At 59.4% G+C, this 24,493-nt stretch carries 22 protein-coding genes and 1 pseudogene; 6 read left to right on the plus strand and 17 right to left on the minus strand.

Going from position 1 to position 24,493, the window contains the following annotated elements; all coding sequences use genetic code 11:
• Positions 1-28: 28 nt before the first annotated feature.
• Positions 29-892 (minus strand): universal stress protein, encoded by an 864-nt coding sequence (locus F8N43_RS04675; protein ID WP_150630526.1) that lies wholly within the window; start codon positions 890-892, stop codon positions 29-31.
• 160 nt (positions 893-1,052) lie between these two features.
• On the opposite strand from F8N43_RS04675, the gene F8N43_RS04680 reads away from it, so the two are divergent.
• The 3 genes from F8N43_RS04680 (at position 1,053) to F8N43_RS04690 (ending at position 3,885) form a co-directional block, all read left to right on the plus strand.
• Positions 1,053-1,661: a tRNA-(ms[2]io[6]A)-hydroxylase gene (locus tag F8N43_RS04680; RefSeq protein ID WP_150653279.1), complete on the plus strand. Its 609-nt coding sequence runs from the start codon at positions 1,053-1,055 to the stop codon at positions 1,659-1,661.
• Between the two features lie 229 nt (positions 1,662-1,890).
• A complete protein-coding gene (locus tag F8N43_RS04685; RefSeq protein ID WP_150639214.1) occupies positions 1,891-2,598 on the plus strand; it encodes a winged helix-turn-helix domain-containing protein in 708 nt (235 codons plus the stop codon).
• Positions 2,599-3,885, plus strand: a complete 1,287-nt coding sequence (locus F8N43_RS04690) for an ATP-binding protein (RefSeq protein ID WP_150630529.1) — start codon at positions 2,599-2,601, stop codon at positions 3,883-3,885. It abuts the gene before it with no gap.
• 120 nt (positions 3,886-4,005) lie between these two features.
• Here F8N43_RS04690 and F8N43_RS04695 read toward each other — a convergent pair whose 3' ends face one another.
• From F8N43_RS04695 to F8N43_RS04740, 10 genes and pseudogenes are all read right to left on the minus strand, one after another.
• Positions 4,006-4,794 carry a MipA/OmpV family protein gene (locus F8N43_RS04695; RefSeq protein WP_150653280.1) on the minus strand — a complete coding sequence of 263 codons (789 nt, stop codon included), beginning with the start codon at positions 4,792-4,794 and terminating at the stop codon, positions 4,006-4,008.
• 158 nt (positions 4,795-4,952) lie between these two features.
• A pseudogene (locus tag F8N43_RS04700) lies at positions 4,953-7,201 on the minus strand (TonB-dependent siderophore receptor).
• Between the two features lie 107 nt (positions 7,202-7,308).
• The gene (locus F8N43_RS04705; RefSeq protein WP_150653281.1) at positions 7,309-7,797 is read right to left on the minus strand and encodes a GFA family protein; all 489 of its coding nucleotides are present in this window, start codon (positions 7,795-7,797) and stop codon (positions 7,309-7,311) included.
• 57 nt (positions 7,798-7,854) lie between these two features.
• Positions 7,855-8,256, minus strand: coding sequence for a PaaI family thioesterase (locus tag F8N43_RS04710; protein WP_150639210.1), 402 nt, complete (start codon positions 8,254-8,256; stop codon positions 7,855-7,857).
• Between the two features lie 227 nt (positions 8,257-8,483).
• The gene (locus F8N43_RS04715) at positions 8,484-8,972 is read right to left on the minus strand and encodes a copper chaperone PCu(A)C (RefSeq protein WP_150639209.1); all 489 of its coding nucleotides are present in this window, start codon (positions 8,970-8,972) and stop codon (positions 8,484-8,486) included.
• Positions 8,972-9,577: an SCO family protein gene (locus tag F8N43_RS04720; protein WP_150630535.1), complete on the minus strand. Its 606-nt coding sequence runs from the start codon at positions 9,575-9,577 to the stop codon at positions 8,972-8,974. Before F8N43_RS04720 ends, F8N43_RS04715 begins: the two co-directional genes overlap by 1 nt.
• Before the next feature lie 165 nt (positions 9,578-9,742).
• Positions 9,743-11,332 carry a lactate dehydrogenase gene (locus F8N43_RS04725; RefSeq protein ID WP_150653282.1) on the minus strand — a complete coding sequence of 530 codons (1,590 nt, stop codon included), beginning with the start codon at positions 11,330-11,332 and terminating at the stop codon, positions 9,743-9,745.
• A gap of 203 nt (positions 11,333-11,535) precedes the next feature.
• Positions 11,536-12,153, minus strand: a complete 618-nt coding sequence (locus tag F8N43_RS04730; protein WP_150639207.1) for a DNA-3-methyladenine glycosylase family protein — start codon at positions 12,151-12,153, stop codon at positions 11,536-11,538.
• Positions 12,150-12,962, minus strand: a complete 813-nt coding sequence (locus F8N43_RS04735; RefSeq protein WP_150653283.1) for an isocitrate lyase/PEP mutase family protein — start codon at positions 12,960-12,962, stop codon at positions 12,150-12,152. Before F8N43_RS04735 ends, F8N43_RS04730 begins: the two co-directional genes overlap by 4 nt.
• A gap of 33 nt (positions 12,963-12,995) precedes the next feature.
• The gene (locus F8N43_RS04740; protein WP_150653284.1) at positions 12,996-14,078 is read right to left on the minus strand and encodes a bifunctional transcriptional activator/DNA repair enzyme AdaA; all 1,083 of its coding nucleotides are present in this window, start codon (positions 14,076-14,078) and stop codon (positions 12,996-12,998) included.
• 337 nt (positions 14,079-14,415) lie between these two features.
• Here F8N43_RS04740 and F8N43_RS04745 point away from each other — a divergent pair, with 337 nt between their 5' ends.
• Positions 14,416-15,816 (plus strand): O-antigen ligase family protein, encoded by a 1,401-nt coding sequence (locus tag F8N43_RS04745; protein ID WP_191630104.1) that lies wholly within the window; start codon positions 14,416-14,418, stop codon positions 15,814-15,816.
• Positions 15,817-15,861: 45 nt separating this feature from the next.
• Here the strand turns inward: F8N43_RS04745 and F8N43_RS04750 are convergent, their stop codons facing one another.
• On the minus strand, positions 15,862-16,758 hold the full coding sequence (locus F8N43_RS04750) for a DMT family transporter (RefSeq protein ID WP_150653286.1): 897 nt from the start codon (positions 16,756-16,758) through the stop codon (positions 15,862-15,864).
• A 101-nt stretch (positions 16,759-16,859) separates the two neighbouring features.
• Between F8N43_RS04750 and F8N43_RS04755 the strand changes: the two genes are divergently transcribed.
• Both F8N43_RS04755 and F8N43_RS04760 read left to right on the plus strand, forming a co-directional pair.
• Positions 16,860-18,191 (plus strand): PLP-dependent aminotransferase family protein, encoded by a 1,332-nt coding sequence (locus tag F8N43_RS04755; RefSeq protein ID WP_150639203.1) that lies wholly within the window; start codon positions 16,860-16,862, stop codon positions 18,189-18,191.
• A gap of 85 nt (positions 18,192-18,276) precedes the next feature.
• The gene (locus F8N43_RS04760; protein ID WP_150653287.1) at positions 18,277-18,864 is read left to right on the plus strand and encodes a LysE family translocator; all 588 of its coding nucleotides are present in this window, start codon (positions 18,277-18,279) and stop codon (positions 18,862-18,864) included.
• An 8-nt stretch (positions 18,865-18,872) separates the two neighbouring features.
• On the opposite strand, the gene F8N43_RS04765 is transcribed toward F8N43_RS04760, so the two are convergent.
• From F8N43_RS04765 to F8N43_RS04785, 5 genes are all read right to left on the minus strand, one after another.
• A complete protein-coding gene (locus F8N43_RS04765; protein ID WP_150639201.1) occupies positions 18,873-19,706 on the minus strand; it encodes an AraC family transcriptional regulator in 834 nt (277 codons plus the stop codon).
• A gap of 35 nt (positions 19,707-19,741) precedes the next feature.
• Positions 19,742-20,245, minus strand: coding sequence for a VOC family protein (locus tag F8N43_RS04770; protein ID WP_150653288.1), 504 nt, complete (start codon positions 20,243-20,245; stop codon positions 19,742-19,744).
• Between the two features lie 93 nt (positions 20,246-20,338).
• On the minus strand, positions 20,339-22,825 hold the full coding sequence (locus F8N43_RS04775; protein ID WP_150653289.1) for a TonB-dependent siderophore receptor: 2,487 nt from the start codon (positions 22,823-22,825) through the stop codon (positions 20,339-20,341).
• Between the two features lie 103 nt (positions 22,826-22,928).
• Positions 22,929-23,912, minus strand: a complete 984-nt coding sequence (locus F8N43_RS04780; protein ID WP_150653290.1) for a FecR domain-containing protein — start codon at positions 23,910-23,912, stop codon at positions 22,929-22,931.
• 4 nt (positions 23,913-23,916) lie between these two features.
• Complete coding sequence (locus F8N43_RS04785; protein ID WP_150630548.1) at positions 23,917-24,441, minus strand: sigma-70 family RNA polymerase sigma factor; 525 nt, start codon at positions 24,439-24,441, stop codon at positions 23,917-23,919.
• Between the last annotated feature and the right edge of the window lie 52 nt (positions 24,442-24,493).

Raw genomic sequence — 24,493 nt, forward strand, 5'->3', positions numbered from 1 at the left:
CGATGGCGGCCTGATGGGCGCCACTATCTCAATGGTGGGACACCATCTCTTCCAGATGATCCTCGATCTCCTGCGGCTTCAACACCAGCACATCACTCTCCACTGCATCCAGCACCACTTCCGCCGTATTCCCGATCAACGCCCCGGATAACCCGGACCGCGCCACTGTGCCAATCACCGTCACCGCCGCACCCAGTTTGTGCACCATGTACGGAATCAATACATCCGCCGGACCTTCCGCGATATGCAGGTGCTCATCATCGATGTCGAACTCGGCCTGAAACGCCTTGCATTGCTCGCGATAGCGCGCCTCGATCGTTTCACTCAGCTGTAACGTCGGGTCGGCCGCCGACAGCATCGGTGAGGGATGGGCGCTGACCACATGCAGATGAGCCTTGGCAAGGCTGGCGATGTCATAACCGTAATCGATGATGGTGTTGTGCAGATGGCGGTGCTCATTATCGGTATTACCCACGTCGATCGCCGCCAGAATCACACCGCCCGTCCAGGGTTTCGAGGTTTTGACCAGCAGCACCGGCGTCGGGCAAGCGCGCAGCAGTTTCCAGTCTCCCGGGGTCAGCAGGGCCTTTTTCAATGGGCTGTCGGGGTAATGCTGCTTGATCACCAGCCCGCAACCTTCGGCCTGCTGCACATCGACGATGGTTTCGTGCAGGCTTTCGTTCCAGGCTTGTTCGGTGGTGACGCTATAGCCGTCTTCAAGCAGCGCAGCCTTGAGTACGCCGAGCATGCCGCTGTGGTCATGCTTGCGGTCGCACACCAGCAGATGCAGATGCGCCTGGGTCACGCCGGCAATCAGCTTGGCCCGTTTAAGCGCCAGGCTTTCCGAATGTTCGGGTTCGATGACCACCAGAATGCTGCGAATGGCTTGCATGATCGGGATCTCCAGAGGGTAAAAAAGCGTGGCGTTGCACAACTATAGTTGCTGGTTGCGCATTCGGGACTTGATGCATATCAACGGTCGCGACTGGTGGTCTGACGGCGGGCCGGTATAATCGGCGCCCTTCGTTTTGAACCTTTTATCCGTGAGCCCCATGATCCTTCCCGAAATTCACGAGTTCCTCGGCTGTCGCACCCCGGACGGCTGGGTCCAGGCCGCGCTGGCCGATCAGGAAACCTTGCTGATCGACCACAAGAACTGCGAATTCAAGGCGGCCAGCACGGCATTGAGCCTGATCGCCAAGTATCACTCCCATGCTGATTTGATCAACCTGATGTCGCGGCTGGCCCGGGAAGAGCTGGTGCACCACGAACAGGTCATGCGCCTGATGAAGAAGCGCAAGATCGGGCTGCGTCAGCTCTCGGCCGGGCGTTATGCCTCAGGCCTGCGCAAAGTGGTGCGCAGTCACGAACCGGTCAAACTGGTGGATACCCTGGTCGTTGGTGCGTTCATCGAAGCCCGTAGCTGCGAGCGGTTCGAGGCCCTGGTGCCGCATCTGGACGAAGAACTGGGCAAGTTCTACTTCGGCCTGCTGAAAAGCGAGGCCCGGCATTTTCAGGGTTACCTGAAACTGGCCTACCAGTACGGTGACGCCAAGGACATCGCTCAGGTGATCGACCGGGTCCGCGTGGCCGAACAGGAGCTGATCGAATCGCCGGACGTGGAATTCCGTTTCCACAGTGGCGTCCCGGCTGCCGCATAACCGGTAGGCGTCCGGCTTGCTGGCGATGGTGGCCCTTAGATCGCTATCGCCGGCAAGCGGGCGCCTACAGGTGTGATCTTTCGCGCCTGAATTGTTAAAAACTCTTAAGAGTATGAAAGATCACTGAAAACCGGCCCCAGCGGCCGGTTTTTGCTGCCTGCGATAGCCGTCCCGACCGCGATTGGCGCCATAATGCCGCCCACTTCACAAGGGTTGGCACGCGTTCGTTATGGAAAACCTGGGTTTTGGCAAAGTACTGCTGGTGGAGGACGACGAAAAGCTCGCCGGGCTGATCGCGCACTTCCTGTCCCAACACGGCTTTGAGGTGTTGCAGGTGCACCGCGGTGATCTCGCGCTGGCCGCGTTCCTCGACTTCAAGCCGAAAATAGTGGTACTCGACCTGATGCTGCCGGGCCAGAGTGGCCTGCACGTGTGTCGTGAAATTCGCAGCGTGTCCGATACACCGATCGTCATCCTCACCGCCAAGGAAGACGACCTCGATCACATCCTTGGCCTGGAATCCGGCGCCGATGACTACGTGATCAAGCCGATCAAACCGCCGGTATTGCTGGCCCGCCTGCGCGCGTTACAACGCCGGCAAACGCCGGACAGCAGTGTGTGCAGCTCGCTGGAATTCGGCCACCTGAGCATCGACCGTAGCTGCCGCGAAGTGCGCCTGGCGGGTGAGGGCATTGAACTGACCACCATGGAATTCGAGCTGCTGTGGTTGCTGGCCAGCGCGGCGGGCAAGACCCTGTCCCGCGACGACATCCTCAACCGCATGCGCGGCATTGCCTTCGATGGTCTCAACCGCAGCGTTGACGTCTATATCAGCAAGTTGCGCGGCAAGCTCAAGGACAACCCGCGCGAACCGGTGTGCATCAAGACTATCTGGGGCAAGGGCTACCTGTTCAATCCGTTCGCGTGGGAGCTGTAAATGCTGCGGTTATTTCTCGGACTGTTTCTGATGATGACGGTTGGCCTGGTACTGGGGCTGCAAACCGTTGAACGCACGTTCGATGCATTGCTCGACGGTCAGATGCAGAGCTACAACCGCGAGGCGGTGCGGGGCCAGGCCTGGTCGCTGGTGGAGCAGTTGCGTGGCCTGGACGGTTCGGCGCGGGAGCGCCAACTGGCAGCCGTGCGCCCTCACTATGGCTTGGGCCTGAGCCTGGTCGAAACGGATCAACTGGCCCTGACCGATCAGGAGAAAGGCGAGTTGGCCCAAGGCCTGCTGGTGCTTCGTGACAAGTACACGCAGTTCATCTCGCGCATTGACGACGGCTCGCAGTTGCTCAGCATCAAGCTGCCGGCCGAGCCGAGTCTGATGCCGTTCTACATTGCCACGGCCTATCTGATGATCGCGGTGATGATCGGTTTCGTGTTGTTTTTCTGGGTGCGTCCGCACTGGCGAGACCTGGAAAAACTGCGCCTCGCCGCCGAACGCTTTGGCGACAACAACCTGTCGGCGCGGATCCAGCTGTCCAAGCGCTCGAACATTCGCGACCTGTCTGAACATTTCAATCTAATGGCGGCGCGCATCGAAGGCCTGATCGCCAATCAACGTGAGCTGACCAACGCGGTGTCCCATGAATTGCGCACGCCGATTGCACGGTTGTCGTTCGAGCTTGATCAGCTCAAGCAACAATCCGATCCGACCCAGCGCCGTGAACTGATTGCCGACATGTACGCCGACCTCGGCGAGCTGGAAGAAATGGTCTCGGAGCTGCTGACTTACGCCAGCCTCGAGCGCGGCGCCACGGTGATCACGCGGGAAAATATTCAGGCCAACAGTTGGCTCGACAGCGTGGTCGGAAGCGTGGCGCTGGAGGCCGAGGCGGCGGGAGTACAGCTGCTGATTGTCGAGTGTCAGGTCGATGAGGTACGCATCGAACCGCGCTTCATGGCGCGCGCGGTAATCAACCTGCTGCGCAATGCCATTCGCTATGCCGATGAGCGTGTGGAGGTGTCGCTGGTGCGCACCGGTGATCATTACGAAGTGCAGGTCAACGATGATGGGCCGGGTGTGCCGGTGGCCGGTCGGGAGAAGATCTTTGAGCCGTTCTCTCGCCTGGACGCCAGTCGAGATCGCCGCACGGGTGGGTTTGGCCTGGGTTTGGCGTTGGTCAGGCGGGTGTCCCAGTCCCATGGCGGGCAAGTGGACGTGGCGGATTCGCCATGGGGTGGGGCGTCGTTTCGTATGACGTGGGCGCATCAGGATTAATTGTGGCGTTCTTGAGTACGCCATCGCGAGCAGGCTCGCTCCCACAATGGATCTATGTCGTTCACAAATCCAATGTGGGAGCGGGCTTGCCCGCGATGGCGTCATCTGCATCACCTCAAATCAAAAGCTGTACACCACTTGCCCAGCCAGCGAAGTCTGCATCCGCCGCTCCACAATCGGGCTGTCCGCCGCCTCTTTGGCCAGATACTGCACCGCCAGCACCGTCGACACATTCCATTGATCATTGATTGGCAACGACCAGGTCAAGTCCGCCCCGCGACTCAACAGCCCGCCATGAGCGTCATACGCTCGGAATTGACTGCGCGCCGCCTGACCCGTACTGACGCCGTACCAGGTGCGCATGTAATCACCGTCGCCAAACTGACTGTTGAGGCTGCCCACGACCTTGCCATGGTCACCCTCGTAAAACGGCGCGCTGATGCTCAGTTTCAAGCGATTCCAGGCTGAGCCGGTGTCGTGTTCATCGTCGTCTTCTTCCAGCGCGTGTTCATAACTGGCGCCGAGAATGATCGGCCCCATGTGATACGTCCCGTCGAGCCCCAGCACCGGTCGTGACTTGATCGAGCCCATGCCGTCCAGCTCGTCGGAGCCCTTGAACCCGGTCTTGCGATCCTTGCGTACATCACTGGCGCCGACGTACACGCTGAGGCCGAAGTCATCCTCGTCAAATGCCCAGCCCAAGCCCTTTCCAGTGTCCAGAAAAAAACCATAAGGGCTGACGATTTCGCCACTCAGCAGCGGCGCCACCACGCGTTCATCGCTGCCGCTGTAACGCGGCGCACTGGCAGCACCGGCGCGCAGGCTGTAGTGCCAGTCTTCGGCATTCAAGGCGGCGCAGGGGAGGAATAGACAGAAAGAAGTCAAAGGCAAATACAGCGAACGAAGCATGGGAGCACCCTGGGGGAGATTGGATGCGCCCATGCTAGGCGGGTGCCGCCCGGCAATCTTTGGCAGCTTTGTCGCAAAACTGTCAAAGACTGTGAACGGGTTGGTGAGCGGTGAGCAGCCTGTGGCGAAGGCGTAAACCCTCTCGCCACAGGTTCAGCTTAGAAGTCCCACTGGGTGGTCAGCATCAGGTTGCGCGGCTCGCCGTAGAACGTGGTGTCGTAGTTGCCCAGGCCGGACAGGTACTTCTTGTCGAAGACGTTGTTGGCGTTGGCGGTGAAGCTCAGGTGCTCGTTGTACTGGTAACGGGTCATCAGGTCCACGAGGGTGTAGCCGCCCTGTTTGATTGAGGTGTAGTCGCCCGCGGGAGCGCTGTAGATTTTGCCGTAGAAGGCGCTCTGCCAGCTGATGCCGCCGCCGACGGTCACGTTGTCCAGGGCGCCAGGCAGGCGATAGGTAGTGAACGTCCGTACCACGTGCTCAGGCTTGCTGGTGGACAGCGGGTAGCCGAAGATCCGCTGTTCGTCTTTGTCTCGGGTGCGTGCGTAGGTGTAACCGGCCGTCAGGTTCCAGCCCTCGGCCAGTTCGCCGGCCAGTTCCAGTTCCACACCTTTGGTGGTGGTGCCGTCGACGGCTTTGAAGATGCCTTCGTTGGTGATCGCGTTGGTGCCGGTCTGCTCGGCGACGCCGTCCTGCTCGATGCGGAACAACGCCAGGCTGGCATTCAACCGGCCATCGAAGTAAGCGGCTTTCAACCCGGTTTCATAGCTGTCGCCTTCAACCGGTGCCAGGGTCATGCCACTGGCATCCTTGTAGGTCTGAGGCTGATAGATCGAGGTGTAGCTGGCGTACACCGAGTACACATCGTTCAGGTCGTAGACCACGCCGGCATACGGCGTGACGATGCCGTGTTCCTTGTAGCTCGCGTGGGTGTCGTCCAGCGGTGAGGCCGCGATGTAGCGGTAGTCTTCGTTGTACTTGAAGGTGCTCAGGCGGCTGCCGAGGATGACCGACAGATCATCGGTCGGGCGCAGGCGGGTGGCGAGGTAAACACCGTTCTGGCTCTGGGTGCGTTCGTATTTGCCGTTTACCGGGAATTCCTGTTTCGGCAGACGACCTTCCCAGTCGTAGATGCTCCCCGGGACACTTTCGAAGGCGCTGATGTCGTAGGTGGAACCGGTCTGACGGGAGTGGGACGTCATGACGCCGGCCACCAGTTCATGCTCGCGACCGCCCAACGTGAAGGGGCCGGAGACGTTTACGTCGGCCGTGTCCTGCACGCGATGACCTTCGAAACGACCCCAGAATAAGGACATGCTTCGCCGGTCGCGCGGTCCGGATTGCCATAGCCGGCCGAGGCCAGCTGGGTGTCGTGATCGGTGGTTTTCTCGCTCAGGCTGGCTTTGAACTTCCAGTCGTTGGCCAACGCTTGTTCCAGCGAGGCAAAGTAGCTGATTTCGTCGAAATCGCGACGGCTCCAGTCAGCTGCCGGGTTGAAGCTGCGCGAGAAATCGGTACGGCCGCCGTCGGCGAAGTACGTCGCGTTACCGGTCCAGGAGCTGCCGCGAGGGGTGGCACTGGACTTGTCGATGCCGAACGTCAGCAGGGTATCGTCAGTCAGGTCGGCTTCGAGGATGCCGTAGTACAGGTCTTTCTTCTGGCTGTAATGGTCAATGTAGGAATCCTTGTCCTGGTACACGCCGACAAAGCGTCCGCGCACGTTGCCCGAGTCAGTCAGTGAACCGGAAACATCGCCGGCGGTGCGGTAGCTGTCCCACGAACCGACAGTGCCGCTGATCGAGGCCTTGAACTCTTTGGTCGGCTTCTTGCGGATCAGGTTGACGGTGGCGGACGGGTCGCCCGAGCCGGTCATCAGGCCGGTCGCGCCCTTGATCACCTCGATGCGGTCAAGGCTGGCGGAGTCGTCGCTGTTGTTCGGGTTTTCCCCATAAACACCGTCGTAAGGCTGGTTGACCCCGTCGTACTGGAAGTTGGTGATGGCAAAGCCGCGGGCGGCAAACTCGGTACGGTCGCTGTCGTACTTCTGCGTCGAAACACCGGGGGTATTGCGCAACGCGTCGCTGATGCTTTGCACACCGCGATCGTCCATCTGCTGACGGGTGATCACCGTGACCGATTGCGGTGTTTCGCGGATCGACAAAGGCAGGCCCGTGGCCGAAGACGTTGAACCGGTGGTGTAGGAATGGGTGTCCTCGGTGGTTGCGCCCAAGGCGACGCCCTCGATGTTCGTCGCCCCCAGTTGCAGCGCGCCATCGTCCTTGGTTGCCGTTTTGCCGGTGGCTGTTTCGGCGGCATGGGCGGTGGAGGCCAGGCTCAGCAGAGCGGCCGGAAGGGCCAGAGCCAAGGGGCACAGGGCAAAACGGAAACGCGCGGCAAGTGGGTGCGACATGGAGATCCCTTTGTATCGAATCGATCGGTAAGTGAAAGGCTTCTGAGGGTTAACCGAACGAAAAACGCAAAGGGGAACTGCCGTGTGCAAAAAAATCGAGGTTTTGATTAGCGAGCCAGCCCCAGTCGCTCGTGCCACTGTGCGATGGACTCCTCGGGCCAGATCTTGCACTGCCGATCACCGGCATGCGCCGGGACCTCCACCCACGGCGCTTTCGAATTGAGCATCACGTGCGTGTACTCGGGTGGTACCGGCAACGCCGTATCAATGGCTGAGGCAAACGGGTGAATCAGTTCCGGCCATTCAGGGCTAAACAGCCACAAGCCCGAGCCGCACTCCGAGCAGAAGTGCCGCTCTGCCGTGCTGCGGTGGGCGCGTTTGTCGCCTTCGTCCTTGAGTCGCGCGTGATAGATCGCGATGGATTTTCGACCGCGCACCTTGAGGCTGGCTGAATCGCCCGCGATGTTGACCGAGTAACCGCCACCGCCCTGGGTCTTGCGGCAGATCGAGCAATAGCAACGTTGGTAAGGGTAGGGGTGGGTGCTGGTCAGACTGAATGACACGGCGCCGCAGTGGCAGGAGCCTTCGAGTCGCATGGCAGAACCTCCAAATGATTGGCTGTTACTTCCCTGACCGCCCCGAAAACCGGTGGTTCACTGCTGGATCGGCACCAGGATCGCATCGCCGGTTGCCACCCGCTTCAACTGATCCCCTGTTTGTGCGAACAGTTCGGCACGGGCAAACACCTGCTTCTTGCCGGACTTCACCACCTGGCCGCGCGCAATGAACACTTCACCGACGGCGGGTGCAAGGCAATTCACCGAAAAATGCGATGCCAGGACATTGCCAGCGACCGTTCCGGCCGCAAACCCACAGGCGGTATCGAGCAGCGCGCCAATCAGGCCGGCATGCAGGAAACCTGCGTATTGCGCCATGTCCGCCTCGCGAAAAGCCATGGTCAGTTCCACCTCGCCCGGCGTGGCGCGAGTGACGTCGAAACCCGCCCAGCGGTTGAAGGCGGACGTTGAATTGATCTTTTTGAGTGCATCAAGCATGGCGAATCCCTCCGGTTGAGGCATCAACATGCGCCGGGTTCTGGGGGATGTCATGGTGGATAAAGAAGGGTGATGGGTGGGTGGATTTATGGTGAATATTAAGGCCTCATCGCTAGCAGGCTAGCTCCCACATTGGATCTCCAGTGTTCATGAGACCCTAGACTGCTAGCGAGGAACGATAACGCGGTCCCACTGAACGCCAACGATGTCTGGGTGACTCCCAGCCATCAATGCATTTTGCTGTGATCCGACGTATTCAGCGCGCGCGCTTCAGCCTCAACCTTGATGGACTCTTTTTCGCCATTGGCGTTTTCGACGGTCAAGGTCAGCGGCACTTTGTCGCCTTCTTTGACCTGGCCTACCAGGTCGATCAGCATCACGTGATAGCTATGAGGATCCAGAGTGACCGCTTTCCCTGCGGGCAAAGCGACGAAGTCCACGGGTTGCATGCTCATCACGTCGTTTTTCATCGTTGATTCGTGAATCTGCACAATTTTAGCTACCGGTGTTTGCACGCTTAGCAGTTTGCTGTCGCTGCTCGCGGTCACCGTCATGAACGCTCCGGTTGCTTGTTGCCCGGCAACGGTGGCGCGTACCCAGGCGTCTTCCACTTGAGTCTGGGCTGAAACCTGAAGCGCCGTTCCCAGCAGAAAAAGCCCCAGGACAGCCGTTTGAACGCGCACATTGATGGCAGTTTTAATGGCATTCGAGTTCATCAGCAGACCTCCATAACGGTTAGCAAGTCTTCCGTACACTCTTGTGCAGAAAGAGACTGGGACAGTCCAACGCGCAACCTGCCTCTTGTGTCATACACATAGCTAGTCGCTGTATGGGAGAGCGTGTAGGTCGAGCCGCTCGGGATTTTTTCGTAGAACACCCCGAACTCCTTGGCCGTTTCCGCCGTTTCCTCGAGTGTTCCATGGAGCGCGACAAATGAGGGATCAAACGTCTTGACGTAGGCATCCAGCACCGCCGGCGTGTCCCGCTCCGGGTCCAGCGTAATGAAGACGACCTGGAGAATATCCCCGTCTTTTCCCATCAGTTTCTTGATTTGCGCTGCGCGAGCCAGGGTAGTGGGGCATACCGCCGGGCACTGGGTGAAGCCGAAGAAAATCATAGGCATCAAACCACGAAAGCTCGAGAGCGTTGTGAGGTTGCCTTCAGAGTCCTTGAGTTTGAATGTCCGTCCGAGGATCTTGTCGCTCAGGTCCTTGCCGTACTTGTACGACAGGCTGACGCTATTGTCACAGCCAGCGAGGAGGCCAAGGCTGAACAAGCCGATACCTGCAACCACCTGGCGGCGGGTCAACGAAACACTCATGTTCTACAGACCTTTTGATGAGCCCGAACGGATAATCATCCTCGGACAGGGCGTCTATGATGCATGCCGGTTTAGCGGAGGGCATCGATTATACGCTTCAAAGGATTACTCATAACTTGCGACAAACTGACGCAGCGAATTCCCGAACCGGCATCGGTTTTCGGGTCAGTCCTTAATCTCCATCGGGCTGCTAACCAACATCACCTTGTCCTGGATAGCGGCCAAGGTGTTTGACGTACCCAGTCCCTGTTTCGCCAGTTTGTCTTCTTGCAGTGCCTGTTGCAGAAGACCGAGGAGATTTTGCGTCTTCGAAGACGAGACAGGTGTCACGTTATCTTCATCCAGACGCCCCATTACATATTTGGAAATGCGCGTGGACTGGCTTGCCGAATGGCTGACGGACGCTTCGACCAACTTACCTTTGACATAGCCGATGCTGCTCGTGCTGCTGGCCTGATCGTCGATCTGGTAATACTGATAGTTCTGGGATTGTGGGTCAGTCGTCAGTTCCAGCTTTTGTCCGGCATGCAGTGGCTTATGGTATTGGGCTGTCAGATGCGATTGCTGATTCTGGGCGACCTTGCGATTGAACTGATCCTGACCTTTGGATTGCGTGGACTGCGATAATCCATAGTTGAACGAGTCGAGTTCACCAGGCCGCGCAGGATTGCCGTTTACGGTTTTCTCGGTGACCGTCGCGCTGAAATCGGCGAGGCCGGTGAGAACGCTACGGTCGGTGTCCGTCAGCTTGATCGCCGTTAGCGCCTGAGGTCCGGTAACAGCGCGGCTTTCCGGGTAGCTGCTGTGCACGGTCTTGAATGCACTCTCGAACATCGACAGCAGATTCTGGTCGCCGTCGCCTCGATCGCGCGCCGCTTCTATTTGACGCAGGTAGCTCGCGAGCGCCTTGGCTTTCTGATTGCTGTCGCCGAGGATGGCGGCGTTTTTCAGGTCCACGGACATGTCGAAATCGCCTGCCGCACCGCTCATGCGCACCTGGCGCTGGCTTGCGTCGGCATGCAGCTCAAGGCTCTGCGTACTGTCATCGTCGAGCTTGAACCGGGTGGTCAGGTCGACCGAGGAAAACACGCCAGTGTCGAACTGGGCCAGCGCATCCAGCTTGAGTTGCGGTGGAACGGCGGTGAGGCCCTGGATGGCCGATTCAAATCCTTTGGCCATGGCGCCAAGCGCGGCAAGTTCTTCTTTACTGAGGTCGCCACCCTGGACCTGAGCCTGCACCGCCAACGCGTTATCCTGACTGGACAGGGTGATCTCGACGGTTTTTCCGCTAGCTGTTTTCAGGGTCAGGTTGATGCTGTTGTCTGCAACGCCACTGTGGATTCTGGCTTGAGCAGCCGCCAACTCTGCCGGTCCAAGTTCCCGTCCGGTCGATGAGCGAATGACCGACTGGGAGATGTTCTGGTTGGATTGCGCCAGCTGCAGAAGCAGTGTCTCACCCAGTCCCCGGAACCGGGCGCTGGCTGAAGCGTTTCCGAAATTGCCACCCATGCGAAACGACACTTTGTCAGGCTGCGTGTATTCCCAGGCAAGCGGAGCATCAGGCTCCGCAATGACACCCCGAGAGGTGTAAGTCTGCGCATTGATGGTGTTGTTATCTTGATGCAAGGTGACAATCGATGCGGGGGAAGACAGGGCGGCTGTTGATTCGGTGGTAGTGCCAACGGCGGGCTGGGTGGCAGCACTCCTGACGACCGCCAGTGGCGGCAAGGAAGAGATTGAAGAGATGACAGTCATAGCTGCTCCATGCTGAGTACCAGTAGTTTCCTACATGGCTTGTCGGCAGGGGGGGGCACAACTTGAGGTGCGAGTGCCGGTGGCTCTGGATGTGTGATGAATGGGCTGACGCCATCGCTAGCAGGCTAGCTCCCACAGTGGATCTCCAGCGTTCATGAGACCCCTGTGGGTGCTAGCCTGCTAGCGATGAACGATAACGCGGTCTACTTGTTGGGCACCCGCCATAAATACCAGGCAGCCACTGTCCGATAAGGGCTCCATCCCAATCCGATCTCCACCATCTGCTTGCGCGTGGGTTGCACTTCCAACCCCTTCAACCGCCGATACCCCTCGCGCACCCCGAAATCATCGGCCGGTAAAATATCCGGCCGCTCCAGGCTGTAGATCAGCAGCATCTCAACCGTCCAGCGGCCAACCCCGCGCAATGTGATCAACCGCTCGATCAACGCTTCATCGTCCATCGCCAGGGCCGTCGGATAATCCGGCACCACACCGTCCAGCGCCGCCTGAGCGATGCCCTGAATGGTCGCAATCTTGCTCGCGGAAAAACCACACCCGCGCAGTTGATCAAATCCGGTCGCCAGAATCTGTTCAGGACGCGGAAACGCTGCCGAAGGAAACACCGCCAGCAGCCGACCGATAATCGCATCCCCGGCTTTGGCGTGCAGTTGCTGATAGGCAATCGCCCGCACCAGCGACTCATACGGATCATGCGCCGCATGCGGCTGGTGCAGGCAGGGGCCGATGGCTGCGATGTGGCGCGCCCAGTCGTCGTCAATGGACGCGAGAAACGCCGTCGCTGGCAAGTAAGGATCGGTCAAGCGTTCACCACAGGCTTGAGCAGTGCGTTCAATTCCCCATAGGTGAACGCCTTGAGTTGGCTGCTATCGAGTTTACCGGTTTCCAGAAAACTTTTGGCCAGGCCCGCCATCGCACCGTAAAGAAACTCGGCGATACCGGAACCGGCGCTCAACCGGCGAACGCCCAGCGCTTTCAACGCTTCAGGTGACGGCAACCCCGGCAGCCCCAGTACATTCAGCGGCAGCGGGGTACCACGGCACAGCGCAGCGATCTCGTACTCCGCCGAAACGCCGGCCGTGAACAGCCCGTCAGCACCCGCCGCCAGATACAGCGCCGCGCGTTTGAGCGTTTCCGCGACGCGGTCTTCGGCCGGCACCAGGCTCTTGAGGTACACATCGGTGCGGGCGTTGATGAACAGCTTCACCTCGCGGCGCTCGGCAACCTGACGGGCGATTTCGATCTTGCGGGCCAGCAGCTCGGGCGGGGATGCACCGTCTTCGATATTGATCCCGACGGCACCGGCAGCGATCACCGCATCAATCACCTCGGCAACCCGCGTCAGGTCATCGGAATAGCCGGCCTCGATGTCCACGGTCAACGGCAGGGAAATCACGCGGGCGATGGATTCGATGGTCGAGACCAGGCGTTCGAGGGGCAGGGTATTGCCGTCCGCGTAACCGTGAGACCAGGCAACTGCCGCACTGCTGGTGGCCACGGCTTTGCAGCCCAGTTGCTCGACGATGCGCGCCCCGGCGGCATCGGCGACGTTGGTGAGAATCAGCAGACCGTCCTGATGCAGCCTGTGGAATTGCTGGTCGAGCGTGTTCATCGAATTTCCTTCCTTATGAAAAACAGCCATGAGTCAGAACGCGAGTTGTCGCGTGACCTGCACCGCAGCGTTTTCCAGCCTCAGCAGAAACGCCTTGCGCGGTTGTCCTCCACCATAGCCCGTCAAGGAGCCGTCCGCACCGATCACCCGGTGGCAGGGCAAGACAATCGAAATCCGGTTGTGCCCGTTGGCCAGGCCCACGGCGCGGCTGGCACCGGGTTTGCCCAACCGTGCGGCGATGGCGCCGTAGGTGCTGGTCTGGCCGTAGGGGATTTTCGCCAGTTCGGCCCAGACCTGCCGGGAAAATTCGGTGCCGGGCAAGTGCAGCGGCACCTTGAATTCGGTCAGCTTGCCGGCGAAATACAGGGCCAGCTCTGTATCGATCTGCTGTAAGTGAACGTTGTGCCCGGGCGCGACCGCATAGCCATGACGGTTCTGCAACGCTTCGACTTCCCGGGTCAGCGCCGGCCGGTCGAGAAACTCCAGCAGCACCAGCCCGCGCCGTTCGGCCATGGCGATCATCGGCCCCAACGGCGTGGTCAGGCGCGTGAACAGCAAGGGCTCGCTATTGGCCGCACGACCGGGGGTGATGTGAAAGGATTTCTGGAAGGCATCGCGAAACCCGCTCAGGGACTCGTAACCGGAATCGAACGCTGCGCTGTCGATGGAATCGCCCTGTTTGATCCCGCCCAGCGCCATGCCGAGGCGTCGGGTGCGCAACCAGGCATGGAAGGTCATGCCAAAATGTTGCTTGAACCAGCGTCGCAGTTTCAGCGGCTCGATGCCTTCGGCCAGTAACTGGGCATCGGTCCAGCGCAGCTCGGAATCGGCGTCCACCGACTGGAGCAGCTTCTGTACCCAGTCCGGCGCGATGGCGGCCGCGTCCAGCGGTTTGCAACGCAGGCAGGCGCGGTAGCCGGCGGACAGGCAGTCATCGGCATGGGCGAAGAACTCGACGTTCTCCGGTTTCGGTTTGCGCGCCGTGCAACTGGGGCGGCAGAAGATGCCGGTGGTTTTGACCGCAGTAAAAAACACCCCCTCGTAGGTGGTGTCTCGTTCGAGCATGGCGCGAACCATCTCGGCGTGGGGCGGAAGTACAGCGTTCTGTAGGTTCATGGGTCGAGCATAAGGCGCGTTGGCCGGGGGCTCCACCGAAAAATCGACAGAGAATTGCGATCAATCATCATCACGCTTCGATGCGGTTCAGTTCGGTTTTCCAGCGTGCATCCTAGAGGCATGTGCAAAGAACTGAGCCTCTCCCAATCGGTAATGCTTCTCGCAGCCTTACTGCAAATATCGGGCAGTTGCGTTTTCGTCGGAGAAAACTCCTACAACTGTTAAAGAAAAATCCCACCATTCTTTAGGACTAGACCTAATTCGAACGCAATAAAAATATGACATTTTTTGTATGCAGAATAATTTGCTGTGGTTAGTCAATGAGAATTATCCTCCCATGCTTAATAAAAAGTTAGTTTCGGGTGCTCCGGTGGTTGCGGCGCTGGTCGCGTTTTTATCGGTTTCAACGATGCTTCGAGTTCCCGGTCTGCCTGTCGGAGCCTCGGAATTTGTTGTTTTATTTTTGGCGATTGTGCTGATTGTTAAAAAAAAGTTCCTGCCGCACTTTAAACATCCGCTGATGTTGTTTTGGGCTCTTTTTATTGTGGTTGCTGTAGCGGGTTATATAACAGGCTCTGAGCGCGGCGAAGGTCGGATCTACACGGGCGCTGCTTATTTTTATGTGGCCTGTTTTACAGCGGTGGTATTGGGCTGTGCTGCCGATTTGGAAAGATTTGAGTTCCACAGGTACCTTCGGGCAATAATTACCATTCCTGTTTTTCTACTGTTTATCCCACTGTCGTTGTTTTTTTTAGGGGATATCTGGCTGTCAGATAGATTGGGAGTTAATACAGATTTTTATCCCTCACGAGTAGCGGCCTGGTCGATGAACCCTAACCAGCTTGCACTGTTTCTGCTCCCGATTCCGTTCTGGCTGGCGGCAATCTCTCAAGGCCAGTACTGTTCAAAGGTTCGGATCGTAAAGAAGTTCGTCTTTCTCTGGTTTCTATTTTTTTTAGGTTTTTGTGTCAGAAGCGATGCACTGCTACTGGCTTGGTGCATCGGCATTCCTCTGCTGACAGTGTTGGTCTGGTGCTGGTTGAAAAATATTAATTGGAGATTTTTCACAACCATGCTCCTAGCTTTCCTGCTTGCATTTGTTTTTTTCAAATGTTTTTTTGACGGTGTGGGGCAGCCATTTTTCGACGCCGTTCAGGCACAAATGAAATCGCTGTCTTCCGATCCGGTTGTCAGCGTTGAGGACGTCAATACGGGCGTGTTTGAACAGGCGATATCAACGGAAATCCACCTCGATCAATTTGATTGTGAATGTGATAGCAAGCAAGTAAGTCAAATAGACTCAGTAGTGCCCGCTTTTGGGCGATCTGATTCCGTGTTAGGCGTAGGGCTCGATCCAAATAAAGTAGGCGTGCGGAAAATGTTGTGGATACACGCAGTGGATGTTTGGAAGTTGTCGCCCATATTTGGTCATGGGCCAGGGGCATTTTCCTATCTGGATATGCCCGGCCAAAAGCATGAGGCTCACAATTTGTTGTTAGACATGCTTACTCAAGTAGGTGTTGTCGGGGTTGCTTTATTTGCGGTGACTTTATTATGGTTGGTTTTAGGCGCAATTAAAGCCAAAGATCCGTTTTCACTCATGTTACTCCTCGCATTGATCGTATTTTCCGGCGCGCATTTCATACTTCGCCAACCAGTTTTTATGATGTATCTTGTCATCACCGCGGTCGCGATAGAAAAACGTTTTTTTGTTCTGATAAATGCATCACGTCGGTGACGTCCATATCGTTAAAGTCGTGTGGGGTTCCGCCATTCATCCCCATTACTTCGCGAATTTTTTTGCTCCGGCAACACACAGGATCACCGCCACAGTCACCGCCAGCATGCCAATGCTGACCTGCTCATGAAGCAACGTCGCCGCCAGCGCCAAGCCAAAAAACGGCTGCAGCAACTGCAACTGTCCCACGGCCGCAATCCCGCCCTGCGCCAGCCCCCGATACCAGAAAACAAAACCGATCAGCATGCTGAACAGCGACACGTATCCCAGGCTGAACCAGGCCGGTGTGCTGGTCCCCGAGAACGATGCGGGTGCGAGCCACCACGTCAACAGCGCCATAACCGGCAGCGACAGCACCAATGCCCAGCAAATCACCTGCCAGCCACCCAGTGTCCGGGACAGTTTCGCCCCTTCGGCATAACCGAGGCCGCAGGCTAGGATCGCCGCCAGCATCAGGAGGTCGCCTTCAGGTGAGGCGGTCAGGCCTTGGGAGGCGGCGAATCCCACCACCAGCAGGCTGCCCAGGACCGAGAAAAACCAGAACACTGGTCGCGGCCGCTCACCACCACGGATCACACCGAACACGGCGGTGGCGAGGGGCAGCAGGCCAACGAAGACGATGGAGTGTGCCGACGTCACGTATTGCAGCGCCAGCGCCGTCAACAGAGGGAAGCCGACTACCACGCCCATGGCCACGATGAACAACGGCAACAGCTGGTTCCTTGCAGGACGCTTTTCCTTGAACAGCCACAGCATGCACAGCGCCAGAATGCCGGCGATGGTTGCCCGTGCGACGGTCAGGAAAACCGGGTCGAACTCCAGCACCGCCAAGCGCGTGGCCGGTAGCGAGCCGCTGAAGATCAGTACGCCGATCAATCCGTTGATCCACCCGTTGGTGGTCTTTTCCTGGGGCTGGCTGTGCAGGTTCGATACGCGTTCCATTGAGGTCACACTCGATGATTGTTTTCTTGGCGGGTTGCCTTGAGCGCATCGTATGGCCGAGTATAAAGACAATCAAAAAATTGTCATGGATACATCGCCCTATGCCTCGCTTGCGCTACAAGTCGCTGGTCGACACCTTTGCCGCAGACATCCGTTCAGGACATTTGTCGCCCGGTACGCGCTTGCCAACCCATCGCAAGCTCGCCGCTGAGCACGGGTTGGCGCTCGTGACCGCCAGCCGAGTTTATGCAGAGCTTGAGGCGATGGGCCTGGTCAGTGGTGAAACCGGCCGGGGCACGTTCGTCAGAGAGACATCGCTTCCCCCCGGCCAAGGCGTCAGCCAGCACGTGGTTGCCGTGGGTATGGCCGATCTCAACTTCAACTACCCGTCATTACCCGGTCAGGCGGATCTGTTGCGAACGGCCTTGCGTCAACTCGCGTTGTCCGGCGACCTGGAAGCTCATTTGCGCTATCAGCCCCATGCCGGGCGCCTGCATGAGCGCGCATCGATTGCGAACCATCTGGTCTCACGCGGGTTGAGCGTCCAGGCCGAGCAGGTATTGATCGTCAGCGGTGCCCAGCATGGATTGGCGGTGACGATGATGGCGTTGCTCAAACCAGGCGATGTCATCGCGGCGGATGCGTTGACCTACACCGGTTTCAAGGTGCTGGCCGAATCGCTGCACCTGGAAATCGTGCCCGTTCCCGCCACGGAGACCGGGCCTGACCTTGAGGCGTTCGAAGCGCTTTGCCGGCGCCGGTCGGTGCGGGCCGTCTACAGCATGCCCACGCTGCATAATCCGCTGGGTTGGGTCATGGATGCACAGTGGCGAGATCAGTTCGTGTCGATTGCACGTCAGCATGACCTGTTGATCATTGAAGACGCTGCGTACGCCTTTCTGGTCGAAGACGCCCCGGCACCCTTGGCCGAATTGGCGCCGGAACGGACCGTCTACGTGTCGGGGTTCTCCAAGAATGTCGCCACGGGACTGCGCGTGGGCTTCATCGCTGCGCCGGTCGAGAAAGTGCCTGCGCTTGAGCGCGCAATCAGGGCCACCACCTGGAACACCCCCGGCGTAATGACAGCGATTGCCTGCGCATGGCTCGACGATGGAACCGTGAGCCAACTGGAAGCGCAAAAGCGTGCGGACGCACAGGCCCGGCAAGCTATGGCCGCCGACCTGCTGAAAGGACTGCGCTGCATGACTCATCCCAATTCGTACTTTCTGTGGTTGCCACTGACGGAAGACGCCCGAGCGGACCAGATCGCGGTCGAGCTGATGCACGAGCAAGTCGCGGTTTCCACTGCCGAACCTTTTGCAACCTCGGTCCATGTACCGCATGCGATCCGGTTGGCGCTGGGGTCGGTGGACATGGATTCGCTTCGATCAGCGCTGATCAAAGTGAAGCGGGTGGTCGGCGCTTATTCCTAGAACGGGTGGGCAGTTTTCTTCAATACGCGGACCAGCCCGCGCCTTACCTTGAGGCCTGGTTCAACTGAATTGAAGAAGGTATGCAATGAGTCTGATTATTTCTATGGCCGCGTTTGCCCTGGTGGCCTCGATTACACCGGGACCGGTGAACATTGTTGCGCTGAGTTCCGGCGCGCAGTTCGGTTTTCGCGCCAGTCAGCGCCACGTGGCCGGCGCAACGCTGGGCTTTGTGTTGCTACTGGTATTGATGGGGTTGGGGCTGCATGAAGTGTTGCAGACATGGCCGGCGCTGACGCGGGTGGTGCAACTGGCCGGCGTGGCGTTTCTGTTGTTCATGGCGTGGAAACTGGCAGCGGACAACGGGCAGCTCGACACGAAGGAGTCGGGGCGGGCGCCGTCGATGCTGTATGGCGCTGTCATGCAATGGCTCAACCCCAAAGCCTGGCTGGCCTGTGTGGCCGGCATGGGCGCGTTCGTCGCAGACGGCGAGGCGCGGCTGGTCTGGCAGTTTGCCGCGGTGTATCTGGTGATCTGCTACCTGTCCGTCGGCTGCTGGGCGTACGCCGGGACTTTTTTGCGCGGCTATCTGAACAACCCGGCGGGGATGCGCTTGTTCAACCGGATCATGGCGTTGTTGCTGGCGATGAGCGCGATGTATCTGTTACTGCCTTGATCGAACATTCAGCCGCGATACTGCCCCGGTGTTGCCGCCAGATGCTGTTTGAATGCCCGCTGAAAATGCGCCTGATCGGCAAACCCTGCTTCCAGCGCCACGTCGGCGATCAGCTTGCCGCTGCGCAGGCGATCCTGAGCAAACTGGATGCGTCGATTGACCAGGAACGCGTGGGGCGTCATGCCGTAATGCTGTTTAAAGGCGCGGATCAGATAGGACGGTGACAGTTGCGCGGCGTCGCAAATGTCTTCGAGTTTGAGCAGTTGCGTGCAGTTGTCGCGGATGTAGTCAGCGGCGCGCTCCAGTTTGAAATTGGGCTCACGCAGGGGTTGATCGCCGGGGTTGAGTCGTTGCTGCACTTCAGTGAAGAACTCGACCGCCGCGCTGTGTTTGCTCAGTACGTCCTGCTCGCTGTCGACCAGTATTTCGTACAACGCCTTCAGGCCGACAAACAGGCTGGCGTCAGACGTATGGGTGATGGAAAACCGCCGGAACGCCAAGTCGCTGCTGAACCCCAGTTGATGCTGCAAGTCGGTGAGCCACGGCGTCGCGACGTACAGCATCAGGTACGACCAGGGCTGGTCATCGATCGGATTGCAGGCGTGGACGTCGCCAGGGTTCATCAGCACCACGGTGCCGGCGCTGACCTGAAATTCCGATTGCTCATGGATATAAGTGCTGCGTCCGGCGGTGATCGAGCCGATAGAAAAGTGCTCGTGGGCATGCCGGGTGTAACAGACCTGGCGCCCGTCGGCGATGGAGCGGGCCTCAATGAAGGGCAGGGCGTCGTCGCGCCAGAAGCGTGGGGCCTTGTCGGCGTCTTTGCCAGCGGTGGGCTTCATCGTCGGTGTCCTCGGCAGGTCAGCACCGGAGTGTATTAGCTCTCTCCGTCAAAGGCTCGTTGCAGTGCAGCAATGTCGAGTTTTTTCATTTGTAGCATCGCCTCCATGGCGCGCTGGGATTTTGCCGTGTCGGGGTCTTTCATCATGTCCATCAGGACGATCGGCACGATCTGCCACGACAGGCCGAACTTGTCCTTGAGCCAGCCGCATTGCTGGGCCTGAGGGACGCCCCCGGCGCTCAGGGCATCCCAGAAGTGATCGACTTCCTCCTGGGTCTGGCAATTGACCTGGAACGAGATCGCCTCGCCGAACTTGAACACCGGACCGCCGTTGAGGCCGGTGAAGCTTTGGCCGTCGAGCTCGAAGCTGACCGTCATGACCGAGCCTTCGGGGCGGCCATGGAATTCGAAGCCGGCGTGGCCATAGTAGGTCGTGGCGGTGATTTTTGAATGATCGAACACCGAGCAGTAAAACCTCGCGGCTTCCTCCGCCTGATCGTCGAACCACAGGCAGGGCGTGAGTTTCTGAATGCGTTGCATGGCGGTAATCCTCTCCACGGGTCACTCGTGCTGAACGTTCAGCGTAGTCAGCCCGCAGTGGTCCGGAAGTACCGTAGATCGACAACTTGCCGATCAGAAATCCCAGCGGGTAGTCAGTTGCACGTTGCGAGGTTCGCCGTAGAACCCGGTGCCAAAGTTGCCGAGCCCGGTGTAATAGGTCTGGTCGAACAGGTTCTTCACGTTCAGCGTGGTGCTCAGGTGATCGTTGAAGCGGTAACGCGCCATGACGTCCACGAGGGCATAGCTTTGCTGGGTGATCTTCGAAGACTGGCCGAAGTTGACCGAGTCATTGGGGTTGGGCTGGAACACATGGCCGAAGAACTCGCTCTGCCAGTTCACGCCGCCGCCGACGGTGAGTTTTTCCAACGACCCTGACAGCCGGTAGGTGCTGAACACCCGAACTACCTGTTCCGGCGCGGTGGTTTGCAGGATCGAGCCGTAGACGTAATCGCCCTTGGCATCGCGGGTGTGGCTGTAGCTGTAGCCGGCCGACAGATTCCAGCCTTCCATCACTTCACCGGCCACTTCGACTTCAAAGCCTTTGGTCGTGGCGCCTTGCACTGGGCGGTACACCGACTCGGTATCGACGCCGCTGACGTACTCGGCAACGTTGTCCTGCTCGATACGGAACACCGCGAAACTGGCGTTCAGGCGCCCGTCAAGGAATTCGGCCTTGAGCCCGGCCTCGTAGCTGTCGCCGTGCACCGGTTCGAGCAGTTTGCGCTCGGCGTCCTTGCTCATCTGCGGCTGATAGATGCTGGTGTAGCTGGTGTACACCGACCAGGTGTCGTCGAGGTCGTAGATCAGCCCGGCATACGGGGTGACCACGCCGGTCTGGCGGTAGCTGTCGTGCACATCCCGGGTGTTCGGGTCGATGTAGTCCAGCTCATCGTTGGCGGTGAACTGACTGACCCGGGCGCCGAGAATCACCGCCAGGTCGTCGGTTGGCCTGAGTCGGGTGGCCAGGTAGGCACCGGTCTGACGCTGGACGATGTCGTTGTCGCCGACCCTGGCAATGTCCGGCTTCGCGAACTCGCCGCGCCAGTCGAAGATGCTGCCGCCCAAGGGCGGGTAAGTCGAACCGTGCACCGGAATGTCCTGACGGGTGTGCATCGTCACGAAACCGGCGATCAACTCATGCTCGCGGCCCGCCAGGCTGAACGGGCCGGTGAAGTTGACGTCGAGGTTGTCCTGCAACTGATCGCCCTTGAACCGGCCCATGTACATAAACATGCCGTTGCCGGTGAGCGGGTCCGGATGGCCGCCGCTGGCCGAGGCGAGGAAGGTGTCGTGTTGTCGATGCTTGCGGTCGTAGCTGACCTTTAACGTCCAGTCATTCGCCAGTTGCTGTTCCACCGAGGCGAAAATCGTCTGGTTGGTGAAGTCGCGCCGGCTCCAGTCGGTGGCCGGGTTGAACGAACGGGAAAAGTGCGTCCGCGAGCCGTCGCTGTTGTACATCGGGAAACCGGTCCAACTGGCGCCACGGGAGCGGGTATTTTGCTGGTCGATACCGAAGGTCACGAGGGTGCCCGGCGTCAGGTCGGCCTCGAGGATGCCGTACGCGATGTCGCGGGTGTTGCGGTAGTTGTCCAGGTAGGCGCTGCGATCTTGATACGCACCGACGAAACGCCCGCGCACGTGGCCGCTCTCGGTCAGCGGGCCAGCCATATCACCGGTACTGCGATAGTTGTCCCAGGAGCCGACGGCGCCGGTGATCGAGGACTTGAAGGTTTTGGTCGGGCGCTTGCGGACCAGGTTGACGGTGGCCGATGGGTCGCCCGAGCCGGTCATCAGACCGGTGGCGCCCTTGATGATTTCGACGCGATCGAAGGTCGCCATGTCGGTGCTGGTGGTGCCGTAATCGTAGACGCCGTCGTAGTCGGTGTTGACGCCGTCGTACTGGAAATTGGTGATCGGCAAGCCACGGCTGGAGAACTCCCAACGCTCGCTGTCGTAGTTCTGCACGCTGACGCCAGGCACACGGCGCAGGGCGTCGGCGATGCTGGTGGAGCCCTGATCGTCGAGTTGCTGCCGGGTGATGATCGACACCGATTGCGGTGTTTCACGCAAGGACAGCGACAGCCCGGTCGCTGAAGACGTCGATCCAAGGGTGTAGGCGTGGCTGTCTTCGGTGATGGCGCCGGGCACTTGGCCGGAAACGTTGGTGGTGCCCAGTTCCAGCGGCCGATCCGCCGTGGGGGCGACCTGCAGGACATAGCCGCGGTCACCCTGAGGCTGGGCTTGCAAGTCACTGCCTTGCAGCAAACGCTGCAAGGCCTGTTGCACGGTGAATTCGCCCTCAAGCCCCGGGCTGTGTTTATCCCTCGCCAGTTCGTTGCGGCCGGCGAGGAATATCCCCGCCTGTTCGGCAAAACGGTTGAGTGCACTGACCAACGAGCCGGCAGCGATCACGTAATAGCGCTTCTGGCTGCCTGACTGTTCATTGGCGTCGGCGGTTTCGGCGTGGGCGAAGGTCGGGGCAAGACTCAGCAACGCGATCGGAAGGACCAGTGCCAACGGGCGCAAGGCAAAACGCGTGCGAGCGAAGGAGTCGCGCAAAAGGCTGTTCCCTGGAATCAGATCGATCGGCAATTGAAGGGCTTCACAGGGTTAACCGAACGAAAAACCAAAAAGGGAACTGTGGCGTTGAAATGTTTTGGGTTCACGCTTTTGGCGCGACGTTGACCCACCAGTCCATGGTTTTTTCGACGCGTATCGGTAACGCCGCTTCCAGCAGGCGCAAGGCTTGATCGGTGTCCTTGAGCGGAAACGAGCCCATCACCGGCAAACCGGCGATGGCCGGGTCGCACGCCAGATGCCCCGTACGGTAGCGGCTCAGTTCTTCGATCAACTGCCCCAGTGGCAGGTTGTCCGCCAGTAACAGACCGCGGCGCCAGGCTTCGCGGCCCGCCGCTGCTTCGGTGGAGGGCGGTGTGTGGTTTTGCGTGAACGCCAGTTGTCGTCCGGCCTCGACCACCTGCACCTGGCCTGCCGTCGTTCGAACTTCGACCGCGCCCTCGTAGACGTTCAGCAATGTCCGCTGTTGTTCCTGGCGCACGCTGAAACGAGTGCCGAGCGCGCGCATCCGGCCTTCGGTGGTCTGTACCAGAAACGCTCGGCGGCTGTCCTTGGCGGTATCGATCAACACTTCCCCGGCACTCAATAGCAGCAGGCGCTGCGTGGTGTCGAAACGCACATTCAGCGCGCTGAGGGCGTTAAGCCAGAGGCGGCTGCCGTCGCTGAGGAGGCTTTCCCGGGTTTCGCCGGTGCCCGTAGAAAGATCGGCGGTCCATCGGCCCAGAGCGTCCGGCAGCGAGGTTTCCCGCCAGGCGCTCCAGCCCAGTAGCCCGCCCGACGCGAGGATGAGCAGGCTCTTGACGGTCTGCCGGCGGCTGATCGGCGAGCGCGCGGTATTGCGCAGAACAAGACCGGCGGCCTGCGGGTGATCAGCCTGCAGCGCGGTGAAGCGCTGGCCAACGCGCTCGACATAGCGCCAGGCCGCCTGATGATCACCACTTTGCGCCAGCCAGGCTTGCCAGCGCTGACGTTCCTGTTCGCCGACGTGCTGATCGTTGAGTTGCACATACCATTGCGCCGCCTGTTCCAGGCTGGCATGGCTGATCGCGTTGGAAGAAAGGGAGGGCATGGCGTTACTCGATCAACAGGCCATCGAGTTCGGCCTCAAGTATCGCGCAGTGCATCAGTGCCTGCGCCAGGTACTTTTTCACCATGCGCTCGCACACGCCGATTTCTTCCGCGATGGCGCGGTAGGGCAGGCCGTGCAGCTGGGCGAGGATGAAGGCATCGCGCACGCGCTTGGGCAGACGCAGCAGCATGGCGTCCACTTCGTACAAGGTTTCGACGATGATTGCCCGTTGCTCAGGCGACGGCTGAACCGCCTGCGGGCGTGCAGCTAGCGTCTCAAGCCACGCCTGTTCCAGCTGCCGACGCCGCCAGTGATCGATGCACAAGCCCCGGGCAATGGTGGCCAGGTAGGAGCGCTCGCGGCTTTCGCAATCGAACACCTGGGGGCGCTTGAGCACGCGGATAAAGGTGTCATGGGCCAGGTCGGCGGCATCGAACGCATTGCTCAAGCGACGGCGCAGCAGCTCATGCAGCCAGCGGTGATGAGTGACGTAGAGGTTCTGAACGCTGGAAGAATCGGCGACCATCATCGTGAACAGATATCCATGGGCGACCGGCGCCGTGGTTGCAAATAAGAATTGG

This window comes from Pseudomonas fluorescens, from assembly GCF_902498065.1.
Classification (GTDB): Bacteria; Pseudomonadota; Gammaproteobacteria; order Pseudomonadales; family Pseudomonadaceae; genus Aquipseudomonas; species Aquipseudomonas fluorescens_BJ.

Coding starts and splice junctions, on each gene's coding strand:
- F8N43_RS04720 (WP_150630535.1), bottom strand. CDS start 9,577: ATGAGTGTTTCGTTGACCCGCCGCCAGGTGGTTGCAGGTATCGGCTTG.
- F8N43_RS04760 (WP_150653287.1), top strand. CDS start 18,277: ATGAGTCTGATTATTTCTATGGCCGCGTTTGCCCTGGTGGCCTCGATT.
- F8N43_RS04770 (WP_150653288.1), bottom strand. CDS start 20,245: ATGCAACGCATTCAGAAACTCACGCCCTGCCTGTGGTTCGACGATCAG.
- F8N43_RS04785 (WP_150630548.1), bottom strand. CDS start 24,441: ATGATGGTCGCCGATTCTTCCAGCGTTCAGAACCTCTACGTCACTCAT.
- F8N43_RS04710 (WP_150639210.1), bottom strand. CDS start 8,256: ATGCTTGATGCACTCAAAAAGATCAATTCAACGTCCGCCTTCAACCGC.
- F8N43_RS04715 (WP_150639209.1), bottom strand. CDS start 8,972: ATGAACTCGAATGCCATTAAAACTGCCATCAATGTGCGCGTTCAAACG.
- F8N43_RS04685 (WP_150639214.1), top strand. CDS start 1,891: ATGGAAAACCTGGGTTTTGGCAAAGTACTGCTGGTGGAGGACGACGAA.
- F8N43_RS04745 (WP_191630104.1), top strand. CDS start 14,416: ATGCTTAATAAAAAGTTAGTTTCGGGTGCTCCGGTGGTTGCGGCGCTG.
- F8N43_RS04735 (WP_150653283.1), bottom strand. CDS start 12,962: ATGAACACGCTCGACCAGCAATTCCACAGGCTGCATCAGGACGGTCTG.
- F8N43_RS04675 (WP_150630526.1), bottom strand. CDS start 892: ATGCAAGCCATTCGCAGCATTCTGGTGGTCATCGAACCCGAACATTCG.
- F8N43_RS04725 (WP_150653282.1), bottom strand. CDS start 11,332: ATGACTGTCATCTCTTCAATCTCTTCCTTGCCGCCACTGGCGGTCGTC.
- F8N43_RS04695 (WP_150653280.1), bottom strand. CDS start 4,794: ATGCTTCGTTCGCTGTATTTGCCTTTGACTTCTTTCTGTCTATTCCTC.
- F8N43_RS04705 (WP_150653281.1), bottom strand. CDS start 7,797: ATGCGACTCGAAGGCTCCTGCCACTGCGGCGCCGTGTCATTCAGTCTG.
- F8N43_RS04740 (WP_150653284.1), bottom strand. CDS start 14,078: ATGAACCTACAGAACGCTGTACTTCCGCCCCACGCCGAGATGGTTCGC.
- F8N43_RS04680 (WP_150653279.1), top strand. CDS start 1,053: ATGATCCTTCCCGAAATTCACGAGTTCCTCGGCTGTCGCACCCCGGAC.
- F8N43_RS04780 (WP_150653290.1), bottom strand. CDS start 23,912: ATGCCCTCCCTTTCTTCCAACGCGATCAGCCATGCCAGCCTGGAACAG.
- F8N43_RS04755 (WP_150639203.1), top strand. CDS start 16,860: ATGCCTCGCTTGCGCTACAAGTCGCTGGTCGACACCTTTGCCGCAGAC.
- F8N43_RS04750 (WP_150653286.1), bottom strand. CDS start 16,758: ATGGAACGCGTATCGAACCTGCACAGCCAGCCCCAGGAAAAGACCACC.
- F8N43_RS04765 (WP_150639201.1), bottom strand. CDS start 19,706: ATGAAGCCCACCGCTGGCAAAGACGCCGACAAGGCCCCACGCTTCTGG.
- F8N43_RS04690 (WP_150630529.1), top strand. CDS start 2,599: ATGCTGCGGTTATTTCTCGGACTGTTTCTGATGATGACGGTTGGCCTG.